General features: G+C 37.8%; 14 protein-coding genes and 1 riboswitch. Of the genes, 6 read left to right on the forward strand and 8 right to left on the reverse strand.

Annotated elements, in window-relative coordinates:
• The first annotated feature begins 31 nt into the window (after positions 1-31).
• Both hydE and K412_RS22485 read left to right on the forward strand, forming a co-directional pair.
• Positions 32-1069 carry a [FeFe] hydrogenase H-cluster radical SAM maturase HydE gene (gene hydE, locus K412_RS0106950; RefSeq protein ID WP_024832426.1) on the forward strand — a complete coding sequence of 346 codons (1038 nt, stop codon included), beginning with the start codon at positions 32-34 and terminating at the stop codon, positions 1067-1069.
• A gap of 184 nt (positions 1070-1253) precedes the next feature.
• Positions 1254-1472: a hypothetical protein gene (locus K412_RS22485; protein ID WP_173585594.1), complete on the forward strand. Its 219-nt coding sequence runs from the start codon at positions 1254-1256 to the stop codon at positions 1470-1472.
• A 24-nt stretch (positions 1473-1496) separates the two neighbouring features.
• On the opposite strand, the gene K412_RS0106960 is transcribed toward K412_RS22485, so the two are convergent.
• Both K412_RS0106960 and K412_RS0106965 read right to left on the reverse strand, forming a co-directional pair.
• Positions 1497-2597 (reverse strand): sugar kinase, encoded by a 1101-nt coding sequence (locus K412_RS0106960; RefSeq protein WP_024832428.1) that lies wholly within the window; start codon positions 2595-2597, stop codon positions 1497-1499.
• Between the two features lie 33 nt (positions 2598-2630).
• Complete coding sequence (locus K412_RS0106965; protein WP_024832429.1) at positions 2631-3272, reverse strand: bifunctional 2-keto-4-hydroxyglutarate aldolase/2-keto-3-deoxy-6-phosphogluconate aldolase; 642 nt, start codon at positions 3270-3272, stop codon at positions 2631-2633.
• 207 nt (positions 3273-3479) lie between these two features.
• Between K412_RS0106965 and K412_RS0106970 the strand changes: the two genes are divergently transcribed.
• The gene (locus K412_RS0106970; RefSeq protein WP_024832430.1) at positions 3480-4157 is read left to right on the forward strand and encodes a GntR family transcriptional regulator; all 678 of its coding nucleotides are present in this window, start codon (positions 3480-3482) and stop codon (positions 4155-4157) included.
• Positions 4158-4457: 300 nt separating this feature from the next.
• Here the strand turns inward: K412_RS0106970 and K412_RS0106975 are convergent, their stop codons facing one another.
• The 3 genes from K412_RS0106975 to adhE all read right to left on the reverse strand — a co-directional run bounded on the left by K412_RS0106975 (position 4458) and on the right by adhE (position 9350).
• On the reverse strand, positions 4458-5123 hold the full coding sequence (locus K412_RS0106975) for a DUF2238 domain-containing protein (RefSeq protein WP_479691912.1): 666 nt from the start codon (positions 5121-5123) through the stop codon (positions 4458-4460).
• A 237-nt stretch (positions 5124-5360) separates the two neighbouring features.
• Entirely contained in the window at positions 5361-6530 is a 1170-nt protein-coding gene (locus tag K412_RS0106980) for an iron-containing alcohol dehydrogenase (protein ID WP_024832432.1), read from the reverse strand.
• Positions 6531-6746: 216 nt separating this feature from the next.
• Positions 6747-9350 (reverse strand): bifunctional acetaldehyde-CoA/alcohol dehydrogenase, encoded by a 2604-nt coding sequence (gene adhE / locus K412_RS0106985; protein WP_024832433.1) that lies wholly within the window; start codon positions 9348-9350, stop codon positions 6747-6749.
• 359 nt (positions 9351-9709) lie between these two features.
• Here adhE and K412_RS0106990 point away from each other — a divergent pair, with 359 nt between their 5' ends.
• From K412_RS0106990 to K412_RS0107000, 3 genes are all read left to right on the forward strand, one after another.
• Positions 9710-10354 (forward strand): cobalamin B12-binding domain-containing protein, encoded by a 645-nt coding sequence (locus K412_RS0106990; protein WP_024832434.1) that lies wholly within the window; start codon positions 9710-9712, stop codon positions 10352-10354.
• Positions 10355-10419: 65 nt separating this feature from the next.
• The gene (locus tag K412_RS0106995) at positions 10420-11181 is read left to right on the forward strand and encodes a DUF1638 domain-containing protein (protein WP_024832435.1); all 762 of its coding nucleotides are present in this window, start codon (positions 10420-10422) and stop codon (positions 11179-11181) included.
• Positions 11174-13015 carry an ASKHA domain-containing protein gene (locus K412_RS0107000; protein ID WP_024832436.1) on the forward strand — a complete coding sequence of 614 codons (1842 nt, stop codon included), beginning with the start codon at positions 11174-11176 and terminating at the stop codon, positions 13013-13015. Before K412_RS0106995 ends, K412_RS0107000 begins: the two co-directional genes overlap by 8 nt.
• Positions 13016-13033: 18 nt before the next feature.
• Here K412_RS0107000 and K412_RS0107005 read toward each other — a convergent pair whose 3' ends face one another.
• Genes K412_RS0107005 through K412_RS0107015 form a run of 3 tightly spaced genes read right to left on the reverse strand, consistent with a single transcriptional unit; the run spans position 13034 to position 16313 of the window.
• Positions 13034-14251: an ABC transporter ATP-binding protein gene (locus tag K412_RS0107005; RefSeq protein WP_024832437.1), complete on the reverse strand. Its 1218-nt coding sequence runs from the start codon at positions 14249-14251 to the stop codon at positions 13034-13036.
• A gap of 1 nt (position 14252) precedes the next feature.
• A complete protein-coding gene (locus K412_RS0107010; RefSeq protein ID WP_024832438.1) occupies positions 14253-15305 on the reverse strand; it encodes a FecCD family ABC transporter permease in 1053 nt (350 codons plus the stop codon).
• Positions 15306-15317: 12 nt separating this feature from the next.
• Positions 15318-16313: an ABC transporter substrate-binding protein gene (locus K412_RS0107015; RefSeq protein ID WP_024832439.1), complete on the reverse strand. Its 996-nt coding sequence runs from the start codon at positions 16311-16313 to the stop codon at positions 15318-15320.
• A 128-nt stretch (positions 16314-16441) separates the two neighbouring features.
• A riboswitch (cobalamin riboswitch) is annotated at positions 16442-16625 on the reverse strand.
• Positions 16626-16700 lie beyond the last annotated feature (75 nt).

Consider the following 16700-nt stretch of genomic DNA (forward strand, 5'->3'; position numbering starts at 1 on the left):
ATCGTTGTTAAAATTTTCAGGAGGCCTTTTAATGAAAGAATTAATTGATAAACTTTATGAAACTCAAGGACTTGAAAGAAGTGAGCTGCTTTTAATACTAAACAATTTCAATGCAGACATAAGCAAATATCTCTTTGAAAAAGCACGATTTGTTTCCAGAAGCCATTTTGGTAACTCCATTTATACAAGAGGCTTAATAGAATTTACCAATTTTTGTAAAAATGATTGCTATTACTGCGGCATCAGCAGAAGTAATAAAAATGCAGACAGATACAGATTAAGTACGGAAGAAATCCTCTCATGCTGTGAAACAGGCTATGAACTTGGTTTCAGAACCTTCGTTTTACAAGGCGGTGAGGATGGATATTATACAGCGGACAAGGTTGTTGAAATAATAAAAAGCATTAAATCAGCATACTCAGACTGTGCTATAACTCTTTCTATCGGTGAACACAGCTATGAGGACTACAAGAATTTTTTTGAAGCCGGAGCTGACCGCTATCTGCTTCGTCATGAAACGGCAACGGACGAGCATTACAACAAGCTTCATCCCAAAGAACTCTCCTTGGCTTATAGAAAGCAATGTCTGTATAATCTAAAAGAAATCGGGTTTCAGGTAGGAACAGGCTTTATGGTAGGCTCACCTTTCCAAACTATGGATAATATAGCGGAGGACTTATTATTTATAAAGGAATTTAAGCCCCACATGATTGGAATAGGGCCTTTCATACCACATAAAGACACAAGGTTTTTAAATGAAAAGCAAGGCAGTCTGGAACTCACACTTTTACTTATAGGAATATTAAGGCTTATGAACCCCAAAGCTCTTATACCTGCAACTACTGCCTTGGGAACCATTGATTCTAAGGGCCGGGAAATGGGTATTCTGGCAGGGGCAAATGTTGTAATGCCTAACCTTTCACCTGTTTCTGTCAGGAAAAAATATGCTCTGTATGACAACAAGATATGCACAGGAGAGGAAGCAGCAGAATGTAGGTTCTGCCTTCAAAACCGAATGCAGAAAATCGGCTACCAGCTTGTTGTTGACAGAGGAGATTATAAAGAATAGCAAAGCAAATGGGTTGTCACAATAATTTTCATCTTTTTTTAACCTGTACTTAAAGAGTATAAATTGTATCAATGGAAGCTTGGTTAAAGATATTTGCAAATGTTTATCGGCGAATCAAGGATATTTTACCGGAAAACCTACACGATGTAGGTTTTAGCGACACAATGAATCATGGACAATGAATGTGAGCGACGGTAAAGTATCATATGATGAGCCGCTAGAAACTACTGCAAATATCTTGGAAGCAATCATTGATACAATTTTATACGGGAGTACAGGTGTTAAAATAGAGAAACTTCTGTTTTGTGCCAACCCATTTATAAGCTACTTAAGCAAAGCATTTGCTATAAGCTTGTCAAACTTTCTTATATCAACATATTTTTGCAGATTTATTTTTATATGACCTGTACCGTAAAACATAATTCAATTATCTTACCACTCTGGCACTTTGCCCTTTCATAACACTTTCAACTTCTTTAAGGCTTGCCATGGAAGTATCCCCGGGGGTAGTCATTGCAAGTGCCCCATGGGCAACGCCATAGTTTACAGCTTTTTGTGCATCTCCTGTTGTCATCAAGCCATAAACCAATCCTGAAGCAAAACTGTCTCCTCCCCCTACCCTGTCATAAATCTCAAGTCCCGGGAATTCAATGGACTTGTAAATGGTACCATCAGCCCAGCATATCGCACGCCAGTCATTAACAGTAGCAGTTTTTACTCCTCTCAACGTAGTTGCAACCGCTTTCAAATTCGGGTATTCTCGGACAACCCTGTCTATCATTTTCTTGTAGCCTTCTATATCAAGTTCTTTGAGGTTTTTATCATTACCTTCAACTTCAAAGCCCAAACATTGAGTAAAGTCCTCTTCGTTTCCAATCATAACATCTATATACTTTGCAATTTCCTTGTTTACTTCCTGGGCCTTTTTACTTCCTCCAATGTAATTCCAGAGAGATGGTCTGTAATTTAAATCATAGGAAACGATGGTATTACACTTCTTTGCAGTCTTTACAGCCTCAATGACCACCTCTGGCGTAGTTTCAGACAATGCAGCAAAAATTCCACCTGTGTGAAACCATCTTGTCCCCAGTTTACCGAATATATATTCCCAATCTATGTCCCCCACCTTCAATTGTGATGCCGCAGTATTCGCCCTGTCTGAAACTCCAAGAGCTGCTCTTATTCCAAAACCTTTTTCAGTAAAATTCAAACCGTTTCTTACAGCCCTACCTATACCGTCAAAAGGTATCCATTTAATCAGAGAGGTATCAACTCCACCCTGTAAAATCAAATCTTCAATGAGTTTTCCAATATCATTATCGGCAAAAGCAGTAACAACGGCACATTTCATTCCAAAGCACTTGCGAAGCCCACGGGATACATTGTATTCTCCTCCGCCTTCCCAAGCTTTGAATTCTCTGCTGTTTCTTATCCTTCCATCCCCCGGATCAAGTCTCAACATTACTTCTCCCAGAGAAATACAATCATATGTATAACTTCCTTCAGGTTTTAAATTCAGAATAGACATAACAGCCTCCTTATTTGCTCTTTAGAATAACTCTCAGGCCCTAGCCTGCTTTACCTTTTCAATAAATTGCTTTCCTATTGTAACAATTGACTCGTAGTCGCCCTTTTTAGCTCCAGCAGTTAAATTTCCCCCAACTCCTACTGCAACACTTCCTGCTTTTATCCATTCTGCTGCATTTTCAAGGTTTACTCCTCCAGTAGGCATGAGTTTTATCTGAGGTAATGGGCCTTTAAATGCCTTAATAATAGCTGGCCCAAAAAGTTCTCCCGGAAATACCTTTACAATGTCAGCACCTGCTTCCATGCACTCAACAGCCTCTTTAACAGTCATTGCTCCAGGCATACAGGCTATCTGATATCTGTTGCAAACCTTAACAACCTCTTTGTTCAGGCAAGGACTTACAATAAACTGAGCACCTGCAAGAATAGCTGCTCTGGCTGTCTCAGGATCAAGAATAGTACCTGCTCCGATTAAAATCTTATTGTCCTTGTTGGACTCTGCCAGCTTTTTAATTACGTCCAGTGCACCATTTACCGTAAAGGTTATTTCAATGGCACTGATTCCTGCCTCTACACAGGAGTCGGCTATTTTCATAGCCTGTTCAGAGCTATCAGCCCTGACAACTGCCACAACACCACAATCGCAAATCTTTTTCAACACTTCATTCTTATCCATAATATTACCTCACAAGAATTATTGAATAACTTCATCTTATATATTAATATACTAGTATACAAGTTAAGTGTCAATCCACTAAATAAAGTAGCCCATTACCACTAAGTTCAGATAAAAGCATACTACTGTAAATTGTAAATGTTGTACTTACTGTGCTAAAATTGAACAAGAATTTATTAAAAGTTTTTGCATGTATAGGAGCGTATCATGAATAGATTTCAAAGAAATGTACTTCCACTTAAAGAAGTAATTTATATGGAAGTTAAAAATAAAATACTAAATCTAGATTATAAACCCGGTCAAATGATTAGTGAGACAGAAATATCAGAACTGCTGAATGTCAGCAGAACCCCTGTAAGAGAAGTATTTATACGGCTGTCCTACGAAAAGCTCATTAATATATATCCTCAGAGGGGAACCTTTGTATCACTAGTAGACCTTTCCTATGTAAAGGAAAGCGTTTATATGAGAAACCTTTTGGAATGTCAGATTGCAGGTGAAATAATTGACAGTGGAATGAAGAATTTACCCGCAGAAATAAAAAAGAACATACTTTTACAGAAAGACTTGGTTGAAAATAGCGGCAATATAGAAGAATTTTTAGAACTTGACAATGATTTTCACAAGGTAATTTTTAAGTCTGTAAACCATGAAGTAATCTGGGACATTATAAGTACAACCAGAATTCACTACAACAGATTTAGGCTTTTGACAATGTATGAACCTGAAATGCTGAACAGAGTATTTCAAGAGCATTTTGACATTATGAGCAAAATAGAAGAAGGCGATAAAAAAGGCTGTAATACATTACTCAAAAAGCATCATTACAACGGACTGGAACATGCAGATATACTGAAGGAGAAGTATCCGGGGTATTTTCTTTAATATATAATAATTTCTCTGTTTTAACGAAGGTACTCCCGTATAAAATTATATCAATGATTGCTTCCTAGATATTTGCAAGAGTTTCTAGCGGCTCATCTTAGGATATTTTACCGTCGCTCACATTCATCATCCATGATTCATGGTATCGCTAACACCTACATCGTGTAGGTGTTCCGGTAAAATCTCCTTGCTTCGCCGACAAAAAACTGCAAATATCTTTAACCAAGCTTCCATTGATACAATTTATATTTTAAGTACTGGTTAAAAAGATAAATTTATTTTACTACTTACCACTTGTACCTACATATTTACTTTATGGCTTCTGGTTACTTCGAACTTTTCCAGCCAGCCTTTTTTAAATTTGAGTGAAATATATCCGACAATACTTGTAGCAAGGGCCCCTAATGAATCAACTATTAAATCCTTCATAGTATCTGCCAGGGCATCCCTTCCCATCATCAAACTTCCGTCTTCATGAGCAAATTTCTGCATATTAAGGCCCAGTAGCTTATCAAAGGCAAACTCATATATCTCCCATAATGCACCTATTGCCAATGCAAATGAAAAGGCAAAAACCGCTACAAATAATGGGCTCAGATTTATCTGTACTTTATCGGAATCATTCAAAAGCTTTACAATTGAAAATCCAAGCGCGCCTATCATTGCACCGCTGAAAGTGTGAAGAACAGTATCCCAGTGGGGTATCTTGTAATAGAAACTTCTAACCTCACCAAGGTATATAGCTGCATACAGAAAAAATACAAAAACTATATGCATAAAACCGGGAATATTAATTTTCCATTTTCTCTCAATAATTGAAGGAAGGAACATAATAATCATTCCCATAATACACTGAATCAGCATAAGGACATAGTCGCTTCTCAGCTTTACAAAGGCTTGTCCCGCAACGGGCTTTGAAGGTGCAGTAATAACATTTATAAGTGAAAAAATCGTTGATAATACCAATGTTGCAAAAACAAACCAAAAAGTAGTCTTTTCCCAATTAATCTTTTTATTGATAAAAATAAAATCACCCCACTAATAAATTAACCGTATATAACTAAATATCATATTGAATACTTTATAACACTGGAATTTCAGGGTCAAGTTTAATTTTTAACAAAGTCAAAAAACAAGCCGCATAACCATGCCACTTAATGTTGACATTGATTATACGGCTTGTTGTTATATAATATCTGCAAATTACTTATATGATTTGGTATAGATTTCAACAACATCTTTATCGGTAAGCTTCACAGGGTCACAAGCAAACAAACCTCCCATTGTATGTCTTGCATTCTTTGCTAAATCTTCCATTTCACTAAGCTTAATACCGTATTCAGACATTTTTAAATCATCTACTCCGCAAGCTTTTTGAAGCTCTACTAATGCTGTCACAAAGTCCATAGGATCCTTTGCATCTTTTTTGCCCAGAGCTACAGCCATGTCAATCATTCGCTGATTGCAAGCGCCTGATTTAGCAAAAAACGTATAGTACTCCCTGCTTACCATAATAAGTCCTGCTCCATGGGGTAAATCAGGATGCAATGCGCTCATGGCATGTTCCAATGAATGTTCTGAAGTACAGCCTGAGGTGGATTCAACCATTCCCGCAAGTGTATTTGCCAAAGCAACCTTTTCACGTGCCTCTTCGCTGGAACCGTCCTTTACTGCCTTTGAAAGATATTTACCTATGAGCTCTATACTCTTTAGGGCATAGATGTCACTCATTTCATTTGCAACTACATTTATATATCCCTCTGTGCTATGGAAAAGTGCATCAAAGCCCTGATAGGCTGTAAGATGTGCAGGAACTGTCATCATCAGGTCAGGGTCAACTATAGATAGAACAGGAAAAGTCTTATCATAGCCAAAACCGATTTTTTCATTGGTCTCGTCATTGGTTATAACTGTCCAAGGATCAGCTTCCGTACCTGTACCGGCAGTAGTTGTAATAGCCACCACAGGCAGCGGATCAACAGGAACCGGCTTACCTTTACCAGAGCCACCACCTACATAATCCCAATAATCACCTTCGTTTGAAGCCATTACAGCAATAGATTTTGCAGAATCAATACTGCTGCCGCCTCCAAGACCAATAACAAAGTCGCAGCCATTTTCTCTTGCAAGCTTTGCTCCTTCCATAACATGTGGTTTTATGGGATTGGGCAAGATTTTATCAAATATAATGAATTCTACATTTGCCTTTTTTAGCTCCTCTTCCACCCTTTTAAGATAACCGTGTTTTTTCATAGACGTTCCGGCTGATGTGACAATCAAAGCCTTTTTACCTGGTAAGCGCTGACTGTGAAGATTTGAGAGCTGTCCCTTACCAAAAAGTATTCTAGACGGAATAAAATAATTAAAACTCATCTGGTAAAATCCTCCTTTATGAAATACTTCATGTATGAATATTCAATATATATTTATACCCTTTAATTCATACTTCAAATACAAAATATGTACCTATATCTATAGTGATTTTACATCATTATTATTAAAAAAACTGTCAAAAATAAGCCGCATAACCATGCCAACTTCATATGGCATTTATTATGCGGCTCACCAAGTAATTTATAAGGATGTTTTTTACTTGCCGTAGTAAGCTTTAAGGTACATATCCTTGATTTCGCTTAAGAGCGGATATCTTGGGTTGGCACCTGTGCACTGATCATCGAATGCCTGTTCAACCATTTCATCCAAGTTTGCAAGGAATTTTTCCTCATTCACACCTGCCTCCTTGATAGTCCTAGGCAATCCTATTTTTGCTTTTAATTCATCTATTTTGGTTATAAGCTTTTTGAATTTATCTTCATCACTGGAACCTGTAATCCCTATAAAAGATGCTATTTCTGCATATCTCTTGAGTATTTCAGGATACTTGTACTGTGAGAATGCACCCATCTTTGCAGGAGCTTCAGCTATGTTAAATTTCATTACTTCTGTAATAAGCAGTGCATTTGCCACACCGTGAGGCAGGTGGTGGAATGCTCCCAGCTTGTGAGCCATTGAGTGGCAAACACCAAGGAATGAGTTTGCAAATGCCATACCAGCCATTGTCGATGCATCAGCCATCTTTTCTCTTGCTATAGGATCTTTTGCACCATTTTCATATGCTGAAGGCAAGTATTCAAAAATACTCTTTGTTGCTTGCAATGCAAGCCCCTTTGTATAATCTGTTGAAAGCATTGAAGCATATGCTTCAAGAGCATGTGTCAAGGCATCTATACCAGAAGCTGCTGTTAAACCCTTTGGCATGTTCATCATAAGATCTGCATCAACAATAGCCATCTTAGGCATGAGTTGGTAATCAGCAAGAGGATACTTAACACCTGACTGTTCATCGGTAATAACTGCAAATGGTGTTACCTCTGAACCTGTTCCTGCTGATGTTGGGATAGCAACAAAGTATGCCTTCTCACCCATCTTAGGGAATGTGTATACTCTTTTTCTAATATCCATAAATCTCATTGCAAGGTCTTGGAAATCAACTTCAGGATGTTCATACATTGTCCACATGATTTTACCTGCATCCATTGCAGAACCTCCACCTATTGCTATGATGACATCAGGTTTAAAATCTCTCATTGCTGCGGCACCAAGCTTTGCACAAGCGAGAGTTGGGTCTGGAGCTACGTCAAAGAAAGTATGATGCTTGATATTCATATCGTCCAAAAGATTTGTTACAGCTTTAGTATATCCGTTGTTGTAAAGGAATGAGTCTGTAACTATGAATGCTCTTTGCTTATTCAGCTCTGTCTTGAGTTCTCTTAATGCAACACCAAGGCATCCTTTCTTAAAATAAACTTTTTCAGGTGCTCTGAACCACAGCATATTCTCTCTCCTCTCGGCAACAGTCTTAATATTAAGCAGATGCTTTACTCCGACATTTTCTGATACGGAGTTACCGCCCCATGAACCGCAGCCAAGGGTAAGTGACGGAGCAAGTTTAAAGTTGTAGAGGTCCCCGATTCCTCCCTGTGCAGATGGTGTATTTATAACAATTCTGCAAGTCTTCATTCTTGCAGTGAATTTATCAAGTTTATCCTTGCAGTTTACAGTATCAATATATAATGAAGCAGTGTGACCAAAACCTCCATCTGCTATAAGTTTTTCAGCCTTTAATAAAGCATCATCAAAGCTTTTGGCCTTGTACATAGCAAGTACCGGTGAAAGTTTTTCATGTGCGAAAGCTTCTGATAATTCTAGTGACTCAACTTCTCCTACCAATATCTTTGTTTCTGCCGGGACATCTATACCTGCCATTTTTGCAATAGTATGAGCTGACTGACCAGCGATTTTAGCATTTAATGCACCGTTAATTAATATAATTTCTCTTACCTTTTGAGTTTCTTCCTTATTAAGCATGTATGCGCCTCTGAGAACAAACTCTTTTTTAACTTCATTATATATATTATCTAAAACAATTACTGACTGCTCAGAAGCACAAATCATACCATTGTCAAATGTTTTAGAAACAATAACCGAGCTTACTGCAGTCTTAATATCTGCACTTTCATCAATTATTGCAGGTACGTTACCTGGTCCAACACCTATCGCCGGCTTTCCTGATGAGTATGCAGCCTTAACCATACCTGGTCCGCCTGTAGCAAGTATTATATCCGCTTCCTTCATAACTCTTTCGGAAAGCTCTATTGTAGGCTCATCAATCCAACCGATGATTCCCTTTGGTGCACCTGCTGCAACAGCTGCTTCCAATATAATATTTGCTGCCTCAATAGTACATTTCTTTGCTTTTGGATGTGGTGAGAATATAATTCCATTTCTTGTTTTCAATGCGATAAGTGCCTTAAAAATAGCGGTAGAAGTTGGGTTTGTGGATGGTACTATAGCTGCCACAACACCTAAAGGTTCAGCTATCTTTGTTATTCCGAAAGCTTCATCACGTTCAATAACACCGCAGGTTTGTGTGTCCTTATATGCATTGTAAATGTATTCTGCTGCATAATGGTTTTTTATTACTTTATCTTCTACAATACCCATTCCTGTTTCAGCATAAGCCATTTTAGCAAGAGGAATTCTCTTTTTATTAGCAGCAAGTGAAGCAGCTAGAAATATTTTGTCAACCTGTTCCTGTGTGAATGTTGAATATTCTTGCTGGGCCTTCTTTACCTCTGCTAGCTTTTCCAGCAGAGTGTCTACACTATTTACTACCAAATTTTTCTTAGCCATAATAAGTCACCCTCCATTTTCTTGAATTCAAAAATTGATTTAATTCTAAACCACCAACTAAATGTTTATAATTTGTTGCTTTTTTAACATTTCATCCTTAAGCTCTTATTTACAATGTTAATTATTTAACAATTAAGTTGTAACTCTTTGTTAATTAATTGTCAATGTTTTTTTGATTTTTTTTTAACAATCTTTAAAGTTAATGAATTAAGGTAATTTGTTACAAAAATCATTTATATAATGTCAGAATATTATCGAATAATAATGATTTGAATATTTATACTTTTTTTGTATAATATATGACATAGTTATTGATAATTTTAGCAATGGCTAATGAATAGTAAAGTGAGGTTATTCAATTGAGTATATTAAATGAAATTTCTCAAGCATTGCAGTCAGGCAAAGCCAAAGTTGTCAAAGAATTAGTTCAAAAAGCTATTGACGAAGGTTTATCAGCTACTGAAATTTTAAATAGCGGCTTGTTGGATGGAATGTCTGTTATTGGTGAAAAGTTTAAAAATGATGAAATTTACGTTCCTGATGTACTGATAGCTGCAAGAGCTATGAATGCCGGTACCGATATTCTCAAACCACTTCTTGTTTCCAGCGGTGCAAAGGCTGTAGGAAAGGTTGTTATAGGAACAGTATTTGGTGATCTTCATGACATCGGTAAAAATTTGGTTAAGATGATGCTGGAAGGAAGAGGTTTGGAAGTTGTTGATTTAGGGGTAAATGTACCTGCACAGAAATTTATTGATATGGCAATTCAGGAAAATGCTCAAATAATATGTTGTTCTACTTTACTTACAACAACTATGCCTGAAATGGAAATGGTTGTTAATGCTGCCAAAGCTGCCGGCATCAGAGAAAAAGTGACTATTATGATTGGCGGGGCCCCTGTTAATCAAAGCTATTGCGATAAGATTGCAGCAGATATATATACACCGGATGCTGCTTCAGCTGCTGAGGAAGCTGTTAAAGCATGCAAATCTGCGAAAGCTTAACATTTCCTATATGATTGTAAACAGTACAAACCTAGCGTATGTTTGAATGTAAAGGGTGAAATTAATTGCTTCGACTAAAAGTTATAGCTTGTGATGTACTAAACAGAGAAATATCCTATCTTGCCAGTCAATCAGAGCATTATACCGATGTAACCTTTGTTCATCAAGGGTTGCACGATACCCCTGATGAGTTGAATAAACGCCTTCAGTATGAAATTGACAAGGCAAATGAAGGTTTTCCATATAACTACTTTGATACCTGTCCTGATTATGATTATATAATTGTGTGCTATGGACTTTGCAGTAACGGAATTACGGGAATAAGCAGCCAACGGCTGCCCATGGTAGTCCCCAGAGCTCATGACTGCATCACCCTGCTTTTAGGCTCCAAGGAAAAGTATATGGATTTATTCAGACAGAAACCCGGAACTTACTGGTTCTCAGCTGGATGGATTGAACGGGGCTGGCAGCCTGGGGAACTTAAATACACGACTCTCCAAAGGGAATACATTCAGAAATACGGTGAAGAAAATGCCGAATATCTTATGGAAATGGATAAAAGCTGGATGAAAGAATACAATAATGCCGGTTTTATTTCATGGAATTGCTTAAACAACAATGAATTTTACAGGTCAGCGGCACGCTCTGCTGCTGATTTTTTAAATTGGGATTTCTTTGAAGTCCCCGGTAATCCCAGTCTTTTGGAAAATATGTTAAATGGCAGATTTAATGAGAATGAAGTTCTCATAGTTCCGCCGGGCGCAAAAATTTCCCCGTCTAATGACAATGACATAATAACAGTCGAAGGAGATAATCGGGATGTTTAGTGTAACGGTCAGAAATAAAGACAATACAAAAGTATATATGGCAGACAAGGGCAAAAATTTACTTGAACTTCTCCGGGAAAATGAGTATTATATTGATTCTCCCTGCAATGGGAATGGAACTTGTGGTAAATGCAAAGTAAAACTTATCCAAGGTACCAGCAATCAAGCTACAGAAGAAGAAATAAAACTCCTTGGCACAAAAGCTCTTGAAAACGGCTACAGATTGGCTTGCCGATACAATATTCACTCAGATATTGAAATTTCTATAGACAGTAATGATCTTTCTGCAAATATAGCTACAGAAAGCATTCAGATAAATAATGAACTAAATCCGCTGGTTACAAAGGTTTGTAAAGTTCTTGAAAAACCGTCACTTGACAATTCTGCCTCAGATTTTATTAGATTAATGCATGGAGAATGTAACAATAATCCCCTTGAGATAAACGATTTGGGGCTTTTAAGAAATATTCCCCATGCTATTAGAAAAAATAATTTTGAAGTAACCCTTTTAAAAGACTCATTGAATATAGTGGCAGTGGAGTCAGGAAATACTGCAAATACTTTGTACGGAGTGGCTGTAGACATTGGAACAACCACCATTGCTGCTTACTTGGTAGACTTAACTACCGGTAACAAGGTCTCAGTTACTTCCTTGCTAAATCCCCAAAAGGCATTTGGTGCAGATGTAATATCACGTATTAGTTATATTATGGAAAACCAACATGGATTGGAACATCTTAATAGTTTGCTTATTCAGTCATTAAATGTATCTATTTCAATTTTATGTAAACAAACAGGAATTTCTGCAATTGATATTTATGCAATAACATTTGCGGGAAACACAACTATGCTGCATCTGCTGCTTAAAGTAAATCCGTCAAATATTGCCTATGCACCCTTTGTTCCGGTTTTCACCTCCACTGTAAAGGTAAGGGCCAGAGAATTATCCATAGATATTAATCCTAATGGCACTGCTTATATTCTGCCCGGGGTATCGGCATATGTGGGTGCAGATACAGTGGGAGCAGTACTGGCTGTGGGTATGCATCAGCAGACTTCTGCTTCTCTGTTAATTGATATAGGAACCAACGGAGAAATTGTTCTTGGAGGCAAAAACGGCATGTACGCCTGTTCGGCAGCGGCAGGTCCTGCTTTTGAGGGAGCAAATATAAAAAATGGCATGGGAAGTGTCACTGGTGCCATTAACAGCGTGTCTTTAAAACATGGAATATCATATACCACTATTGGGCATACAAAACCAATGGGACTATGCGGTACAGGTGTTGTTGACCTTCTGGCAGAGCTTCTTGAAGTTGGGATAGTTGACGATACAGGAAGAATAGATTTGACATGGAGGCCGGATTCTCCCGAGCAGGAACCTCTTTGTGACAGAATTGTTTCCGTGGACGGAGTTACTGCTTTTGTACTATGCAAAGCAAGTGAAACCCTTTCCGGCAGTGAAATACTTCTTACCCAGCGTGACATTCGTGAAATTCAGAATGCTAAATCTGCTATAGCTGCCGGAATAAGAGTACTTGTCAAAAATGCCGGAATTAGTTTTGATGATATTATGAAGGTGTATTTAGCAGGTGGCTTCGGAAGCTATATTAATATTGACAGTGCATTAAAAATCGGCCTTATCCCAAAAGAACTGGAAGGCCGCATAGTATCTGTGGGAAACGCCGCAGCCCAGGGAGCTATAGATGTTCTTAACAACAAGTCCCTATTGTCTGCGGCACAGGAAATAAGTAAATCCATTAATTACACAGAGCTTTCCAACAGTAAGGATTTTAATGATTACTACGTAGACTGTATGACCTTTGAGGAAATATAAATCGAATACGTTCTCTCTCTAAAGCACCTCATGCAGTCTGGAAGAATTTATTACTGCAACCGCCCTTTTTTTAAGGCGGTTGTATATTTCTGTAGCTTTACCGTCTGTAAAATCTCTGGTCTCAGGCGGATCGTCCTCAATTATAACAAGCTTTTCCGCCTGCTCCGCAGCCTCCAGATTTCTCATATTTTGCAATCCCAAAGGCATATTGCAGAGTATTGTTGTATGAGAATTCTTTATATATGCAATATTCTCATTGAAAAGTTCATCGGAAATGCAGGTGAAAGGCTTTTCCATAAGATAGTCTATACCAAACACTTCTGCTGATGCTATATCACTGTCGCCCTGAGAAAAAACCCCTGCCGATATATAATACCCTTGTTCGTAGAGCTGTCTTATTACACTTCCGGCTGTTCCACCTCCGCCTATTACGTGAAACCTTACTGATTTGTTTTTTTCATTAATCTTATGAATGTAAATATCCAACAAACCTGTTATTCTATTTTTGTAAACTAGTGCATTTACACCATATACTCTTGACAAATTCAGGGAGGTAAGTACATCCTCAGGACTTCCATCTGCAACAACCTGTCCGCCATTCATAAGAATAAGTCTTGTACAGTATTTCGCTGCAATTTTAAGGTCATGGATTGCCGCTAATACGGTTTTTCCTTGATCAGACAAGTCCCTTGAATATTTGAATATCTGTTCCTGATATGTTATATCCAGACTTGCAGTAGGTTCATCCAGAAGTATGACATCTGTTTCCTGTGTCAAGGTTTTGGCAAAAAGTACTCTCTGCCTTTCCCCTCCTGACATCTCATTTATTGCAAAATCTTCTAGCTTTTCAGTGTCTGTATACTCCATGTTTTTTCTTGCAATCTTATAATCCTCTTTACTCTCTCTTTGCAGTCTCTTAAGATAAGGATACCTTCCCATAAGTACTACTTCCCTTGCAGAGAATGGAAAATCTATTTGGGTATTCTGATGCATCAAAGCAACCTTTTCGGCAAGGCTTTTGTTACTTATATGATTTATCCATATTCCTTGGACCTTTACAGTACCTTCTGCTTTATAAATGCCGTTCAAACTTTTGAGCAGTGTGGTTTTACCTGCACCGTTGGGACCTATTAGACCAACAAACTCTCCTTGTTTTACTTTCAGGGAAATGTTATCAAGGATTCTTTTATTATTAATCTCATAACTGAGGTTTTGTATTTCAATAATGTTATCCATATTAGATTACCGTCCCCCCTTCCTTTTTGCTTCTTAGCAAAAGGTAAAGGAAATAAGGAGCTCCCACTAATGCTGTAATTATTCCTACTCCAATCTCATACGGAACAACTACCACACGTGCTACAAGATCACAAGCCACAAGAAAAATAGCCCCTCCGATACTGCTGGCAGGCAACAGCTTTTTATAATTGGGACCAACCAGAAGTCTCATTATGTGAGGAACAATCAGCCCCACAAAACTTATGGCTCCGCTTACGCAAACTGCACTTGCTGTGGCAATGGAGACCAATACCAGCAGTACGGTTCGTATTTTCCCTGAACTCAAGCCTACAGACTTTGCTTCCTCTTCTCCCAACATGAGAACATTTAAGTCCCTTGAAAAAACAAACATAAGTGTAACACTTAGAATAATTGGAACCACTACCAACTGTACGTGTTCCCAACGTCTGCCATCAAGGCCTCCTGTAGACCAGAAAAGAAACTCTTTAACCTGATAATCGTAGGATAGAGTTAATATAATATTTGTTATTGCTCCTATAAAAGTACTCACCGCAATTCCAGAAAGCATAAGTGTAAGTACAGGTACCTTACCTTTTTTGTAGGACAGTATGTAAATTACAAATATCGCAACAAATGCTCCCGTAAATGCAAACATCGGCATAAAATACATGCTTACAGCAGTTAACCCTAACTTTATAGCTAGAACAGCTCCTAAACCGGAACCACTGGATATTCCCAATAATCCCGGGTCTGCCATGGGATTTCTGAACATTCCCTGCATAACTGCACCGGATGAAGCAAGGGCTGTCCCTGCAAGTGCAGCTACCAACACTCTTGGAAACCTAACAAGAAAAATTATAGGTTCTTGTCCTTCAGCAAATGTTGCATTTTTTAAAATACCGATATTTTTCAAAATGATTTTAAAGGTATCGAAGAAAGGTACATTCACAGCTCCTATTGCTGTTCCCGCAACCATTACAATCAGCAGAAGAATCAGCATTCCCGGTATAATTCCTATATTTGTCAGGTTTTTTTTGATTTTAGTATTTTTCATGTTTCCTCCGGATTACTTAAACAGTTCCGGATAGGCAACCTTTGCTATATCCTCCACTGCCAGTACAGCGTATTGAGATGTTGATGAAATATGATTATAGGGTATTGAAATAATTTTATTATTCTTTACTGCGTTTATATCAGCAAGTGCCTTATCAGCCTTTATTTTTTCACTCAAAGAATCAAAGTTAATCTTAGTATCATAATACCAGGACGGCAGAATAATAATCTGGGGGTTATACTTTATTATCATTTCCTTAGACAACTCAGGCCATCCTTCAAGTCCATCCCTTGATACTGGGTTTATAAGCCCGGCTCTTGTAACAATGTCATCAAAATTAGTCCCCTTACCACTTGTGCTACTCATTTCACTGTAATCAAGTACAGTTTGTTTCTGGTCATCGTTAATTTGCTCAATTTTATCGGATATAACCTTTAGCTTTTGATTTATCCATTCAATTATTTCTTGTGCTTTGGCTTCCTCACCTACAATTTTTCCCAAAATTTCAAGGTTTTCTTTCACCTCATCAATATTTGATGGTATATTTAGCATAAACACTGTTATATTTGCATCTCTTAGCTGCTTAATGACATTTGCATCTGACATACTATCCATAAGAACAAGATCCGGCTGCAATGCAATTATTTTTTCCGCATTGGTCTCAGTTCTCTTCCCTACTCCCTTAGCTTCAGCCGCAATATTGGAAACATTGGCATCGTCTACATAATAAGTCAAAGCGGCAATTCTGCTTTTATCTATCATAGACATAAGCATTTCACAAGTACCAAGGGGCAAACTTACTATTTTCTCCGGCTTTGCCTTAATAGTTACCTTTGTGCCCTTTGAATCCTCCAATGTCAGAGGAAATTTTTCGGTTTTAGTGCTTGTATTAATTACCGGAGTGGTTTCCTGTGCCTGCTGATTTGCATTGTTATTACATGCCCCCAAGATTCCGGTTATAAAAATCACTGCTAATATCAAAGATAAGATTTTCAAATTTCTTTTCATTTTCTAGTATCTCCTAACATTACATATTTTTACTCTTTAAATACAAAAGCCCTTTAAACGTTTTGTGTTTAAAGGGCATAATTCCATCCGGATTTCAAATAAACACACCCCCTATCACTCGTAGAGTTAACAGTGTAAGCATACAGACAGGTATTCTGACTAAGGCATCAACACTCTCCATTCCTTCCCAGTTAATATACCAGTGGATTATATGGAGAACTCCTCCAACACAGCGGCGGGACCGTGCAGGGCTCAAACCTGCTTCCCTTATCTGTAGCTTTTATTAAGTTATACTGTATATACTAATATAAAATAAAGTTAATAGCAAATACAATTAGGAGACATTTTCGTCCAAATTTCTTACTTTAGCGAATCTGTCAATTCAAT

The sequence above is a fragment of the Ruminiclostridium josui JCM 17888 genome (assembly GCF_000526495.1).
GTDB classification, from domain to species: Bacteria; Bacillota; Clostridia; order Acetivibrionales; family DSM-1351; genus Ruminiclostridium; species Ruminiclostridium josui.